This is a genomic window from Chamaesiphon sp. VAR_69_metabat_338, from assembly GCF_031423935.1.
Classification (GTDB): domain Bacteria; phylum Cyanobacteriota; class Cyanobacteriia; order Cyanobacteriales; family Chamaesiphonaceae; genus Chamaesiphon.
The window spans coordinates 1-5,312 of the sequence record NZ_JANPGM010000650.1; the positions used below are offsets into that span (position 1 = coordinate 1).

Below are 5,312 nucleotides of genomic sequence, written 5' to 3' on the forward strand. Positions count from 1 at the left end.
TTCAAGGGGAGGGCTGGGGTAGGGTAAAGGACTACGCAGTAACTCTAGGGGATTCGCCGTATGAGGTAGGGGCAATTCATAAATTGCCCCTACCTCATACGGTTCACAAGTCAAAATCAAATGATTTTTGGATGTCAACTCGGCAACCCAATCCGGCTCGATAACATTCGTACCAGTCGGTTCGATAATAATTGCAGGGCCGATAATACGATCGCCCGCACACAAATCCGATCGATCGAAGACACCCGCCTCATGCCAACTCCCTTTGGTGTAGATCGAGACAGTCTTGCGAGGAGTTAAGGGCGTAGTTCTGACTGCAATTAAGACTGGCTCGTTTGGACTCGGCATCAAACCGATCGCTTCTACCATTGCCGATTCGATGATAATATCTCGCTCGGTCATCGCAAAGCCGTAACTTTGCTGATAAATTGCCTCGAATTGCGATCGCATCACTTCCACATCCGTCGAAAACTCCACCAATAAAGGTGCATCGGTGCCAGCATATCGAAGATATACCCGTCGAAGAATTTCAATCTTAACAAGGGCTACGTCTTGATTAATTAGTTCGGATTGTCCGATTTGAGTCAACCTGTTGAGTACACTTTCAATATTCAAAATATTATCGGTAATTAGCGGTAATTCGATCGCTTCTTCCTTCAATACCCGCACATCCGCCAAACCAATCCCATAGGCAGATAATACTCCCGCGTAAGGATGCAAGAAAATTTGGTTCATCCCCAAAGCTTCTGCCAACAAACACGCATGTTGTCCCCCCGCGCCACCAAAACAGCAAAGTGTGTATTCGCCCACATCGTAGCCGCGCTGACTGGAAATTTTTTTAATCGCCGATGCCATTTTATCGATCGCGATCGACACAAACCCCTCAGCAACTTGGATTGGCGATCGATTATCCCCCATACTCTCCTTAATTTCAGCGGCTATGCGTGCAAAATTTGCACGGACGATCTCAGCATCCAATGGTACATCGCCAGTCGCACCAAAGACAGCGGGAAAACAATCCGGTTGCAGTTTGCCCAGCATCACATTTGCATCCGTGACCGTCAACGAGCCACCATTGCGATAGCAAGCGGGGCCAGGATCCGCTCCAGCCGAGTCGGGGCCGACGCGATAACGTCCTGCATCAAAATACAAAATCGACCCACCACCAGCCGCGACAGTGTGAATTGCCATCATCGGCGATCGCAATCTTACACCAGCAACTTCGGTTTCTAAAGTGCGCTCGTATGCGCCGTTGTAATGGGAAACATCGGTAGATGTCCCACCCATATCAAAGCCAATGATTTTGGTAAATCCCGCCATCGCGCTAGTTTTGACCGCACCGACTATTCCTCCAGCGGGGCCAGATAAAATGCTGTCTTTGCCTTGGAAGTTTTGGGCACTTGTCAAGCCGCCGTTGGATTGCATGAATAGCAAAGCGGGGTGCGGGGTGCGGGGTGCGGGGAGTGAGAGGAGTTCAGGGAGTGGGGATTTGGTTAGATTATTTGAAAATGAATCGACGTAGCGGCGGAGGATGGGGGAAAGATAGGCATCGACGACGGTGGTGTCGCCGCGACTGACTAGTTTAATCAAGGGGCTAACTTGGTGGGAGAGGGAGATTTGAGTGAAGCCGATTTCGCGGGCGAGTTCGGCTACTTGCAATTCGTGGGCGGGATAGCGATAACCGTGCAAAAAAGCGATCGCACACGATCGAATGCCATCGTCATAAGCAGTTTGTAGCGATTGCTTTAGAGTATCGTCAACTTGCAAGGGGATTAATTCTTCGCCCTGTGCTGTATAGCGTTCGGCAACTTCTACGACTCGGTCGTAGAGCATTTCTGGTAAGACGATTTCCCGTGCAAAAATCTGGGGGCGATGTTGATAGCCAATGCGCAATGCATCGCCGAAGCCTTTGGTGATGATGAGTAAAGTTTTATCCCCAGCACGTTCTAACAGGGCATTGGTGGCAACGGTAGTACCCATTTTGATGCATTCGATCGCCTCTACCGGAATTGCTTCGTCGGCAGCCAAGCCCAAGATCTCACGGATGCCTTGAATCGGGGCATCTGGATATCTAGCGGGGTTTTCCGAAAGTAATTTATGAACCAGCAGTTCGCCATTGGGACGTTGGGCGACGATATCTGTAAAGGTACCACCGCGATCGATCCAAAATTGCCAGCGATGATTTTCAGTAGTCATAGCGAGAATTGCCCCTGTCTTACAAGCTGTTATGAGATTAATCCCAAATCAAATGTTTACCAAGCAGTTTCAGTCGCTACCGCCACCACTGGCAGCGTAATGCGAACGCCGAACATCTAGAGGAGGTAAACCCCACTGACATCGATCGACAAATAACAGCTAAAATACTTAGTAGACTACTAGGGATAATGGAACACTTGCCGTGCTTTCACAACTAATTGCTGATTTCCGAATTATTTTCGATCGCGATCCTGCTGCCCGAAACTGGGTAGAAGTTCTCTTCTGCTATCCAGGGCTGCAAGCATTATCACTACATCGGTTCGCCCATTGGTTATACGTCTTGGGTGTCCCATTTATTCCGCGCTTTATTTCACATTTAGCCCGATTTTTTACAGGGATTGAGATTCACCCTGGCGCGACGATCGGCAAGGGCGTATTTATCGATCACGGCATGGGTGTCGTCATCGGTGAGACAGCAATTATTGGCGATTACGCACTGATTTATCAAGGCGTAACTTTAGGCGGTACCGGCAAAGAAAGCGGCAAACGCCACCCGACGCTCGGTGAAAATGTGGTAGTTGGCGCGGGCGCGAAAGTCTTAGGAAATCTCCAAATCGGTAGTAACGTTAGAATTGGTGCGGGTTCGGTCGTACTCAGAGACGTACCTTCAGATTGTACGGTAGTCGGTATCCCCGGTCGGATCTTATATCGAGCGGGCGAACGGGTAGGGCCATTAGAACACGGCAGTTTACCCGATACTGAGGCAGAAGTGATCCGCGCTTTAGTCGATCGCATTGAAAGTCTAGAACAACAAGTTCAAAAAATGCAAGTCGAGCAAACTTGCAACGCGATCGTTCAAGGCATTGAAACTCCTTCCGCTGAAGATGTCGAATTGCCCCCCAGTTGTCATTTAGACGATCGCGTCATTCGCCAGTTTTTAGACGGTGCGGGGATTTAAGCGCAAATCGACTTGCTTGGCTAATCTACGATGAGTCCCTACCAAGATGATGATTTTTCCAAAGCGTATACAACTGCTTTGTACCGAACTAAAGGGACTGTCAATCTCAATGTCCGAGTCAAAAGCGATGAAAATCTCGAAGTAGATTTACTGTTTGTCTGCGATCCTGCAAGTCCGGCTTGGAACACGGAAGACTTGGGATTATTCGATAAACTTATGCAAGTGCATCCGACGATCTTTGTCGAACATTACAGTGGCTATTTGAAGTCGAGTCATATCATTAGATGTGTGAGTCGATTCGACTTATATACCAGCGGCGAGGAGAAGGATTATAAAAAGCGTAACGAGCTATTTACCGCAGCCCAAATTCCGTTTACCTGGATTTTGGTAACAGGCTGCTCTCAGAAGATTTTGCGATCGTTCGCAGGTGTTCCCGATCCAGAATTAGGCACAGGAGTATATCGACTAGCTGAGGGATTACGCATAGGAGTAGTGGTAATTAGGGAGTTGCCCCAAACGCCTGCAACCTTATGGTTGAGAGGATTAGGTAAAGACAACATTCTCACTCAGGCATTTGCGAATATTAGTGAGCTACCACCGACCAGACGCGAACGAAATGATATCTTAGAAGTATGCATCAAACATTTCAAGTATTTGAGTGAAAAGTCGGTAACGGGTTTAACGCAGGAGGAAGAAGAGTTTATGAAAACTATGCAGGATATCGATGCTCTCTACAAAGCCGAGATGGATCGGGCAAGACTTGAAGGCGAACAACGTGGCGAACAACGCGGCGAACAACGCGGCGAACAACGTGGCGAACAACGTGGCGAACAACGCGGCGCATTGAAAGGTCAACAGGAGTTAATTCTGCGTTTATTAAAGCGACGAGTTGAGACTGTTTCAACAGAGTTGGAAGCACAGGTCAAAGCGTTATCCTTGGGGCAGTTACAGGAGTTGGGTGAAGCTTTGCTCGACTTCACTGAGCCTGGAGATTTGAGCGGTTGGTTAAACGATCGACAGTAGTAAAATAGTGGAAGCGAGCGTGGCATTTAAGCTATTCGATCGACTAACAGCGCAACTACTAATTTATAAAAATCGCTCGTACGCTACAAATCATAACGGCAATAGACAACCTGTAAATATACAGATCGCCGAGCCGCTTTGTATTAAAAACGATTGTTGGCGATCGTATTTTTTTAGAGATTTCAATCCGATAAAAGCTCCGTAAGATATAGTCAATCTCTAAATAATGTACCAAAAATTATCGATCGTCTCTGGGCGATCGATAATTTTTGGTGTCTCAGAGGCGATCCCCGATCGTGTACCATGGATTGAAGATATGTAACGCTCCTGCATCATTGTCTTAAACCCTGCATTTACCCATCTGACAATCGAACTAATGATGAAAAGACCCTTAGCTGCTGCCTGTTTGGTCTCAATCTTGACGATCGAATTAGGCTACCAAAGTGCTTTTGCTGCGGAAACCAAACCTGTCGTTGGCGGAGCCTCTCCACTGGAGAATCGCACGATTGGGTGCGATATCGCGATCGCGGGTGGTGGATTGAGCGGAACGGCAACCGCCTATGAAGGCTTACTGGCAGGCAAACAAGTCTGCATGACCGAAATTACCGACTGGGTGGGCGGACAGATTACCTCCCAAGGTGTATCCGCACTCGACGAGCGTCCGACTCAGCGATCGAAAAAATATTTCTCGCGCGGCTATCTGGAATTTCGACAAAAAGTTGAAGATTATTATGGCAAGTTAAATGCGGGTAGTTGTTGGGTGAGCGAAGTTTGTTTCGTCCCCAAAGATGCGCATAAAATTTTGTATGGAATGCTCAAAAACGCTGAGCAGAAGGGCAAAGGGAAACTATATTGGTTCCCGAATACCGTAGTTAAAGAACTAATCGTTGGCAAAAAAGGCAACGGGCAACAAATTACAGCGTTAGTCGCTATTCAACATCAACCCCAATCTGGAACTGCTCCCCTAAACACCGAGCCGCTATCCCAAACGATCGAAGATGCTTATAGTTATCGAGATTCTCCGAAGTTTCAAAAGCAAAAAATTATCCTCATCCCCACTTATAAAACACCCGAGCAGCAAGCGGCGAAACCTGCCGACTGGTATGTCGTCGATGCTACGGAGACGGGAGAATTA

Annotated in this window: 4 protein-coding genes; 3 read left to right on the top strand and 1 reads right to left on the bottom strand. The window is 47.8% G+C overall.

Features of this window, described 5'->3' with window-relative positions; all coding sequences use genetic code 11:
- A partial coding sequence (locus RMO84_RS17895) for a hydantoinase/oxoprolinase family protein (protein ID WP_310489794.1) occupies positions 1 to 2,196 on the bottom strand: 2,196 nt, incomplete at its 3' end.
- A gap of 202 nt (positions 2,197 to 2,398) precedes the next feature.
- Between RMO84_RS17895 and cysE the strand changes: the two genes are divergently transcribed.
- From cysE to RMO84_RS17910, 3 genes are all read left to right on the top strand, one after another.
- Positions 2,399 to 3,154 (top strand): serine O-acetyltransferase, encoded by a 756-nt coding sequence (gene cysE / locus RMO84_RS17900; RefSeq protein WP_310489795.1) that lies wholly within the window; start codon positions 2,399 to 2,401, stop codon positions 3,152 to 3,154.
- A gap of 30 nt (positions 3,155 to 3,184) precedes the next feature.
- Complete coding sequence (locus RMO84_RS17905) at positions 3,185 to 4,177, top strand: DUF4351 domain-containing protein (protein WP_310489796.1); 993 nt, start codon at positions 3,185 to 3,187, stop codon at positions 4,175 to 4,177.
- Between the two features lie 376 nt (positions 4,178 to 4,553).
- Positions 4,554 to 5,312, top strand: a 759-nt coding sequence (locus tag RMO84_RS17910) for an FAD-dependent oxidoreductase (RefSeq protein WP_310489797.1), incomplete at its 3' end; no start/stop codon positions are given.

Excerpts from the sequence above, each read along its gene's own strand:
- RMO84_RS17905 (WP_310489796.1), top strand. The coding sequence starts at position 3,185 with ATGAGTCCCTACCAAGATGATGATTTTTCCAAAGCGTATACAACTGCT.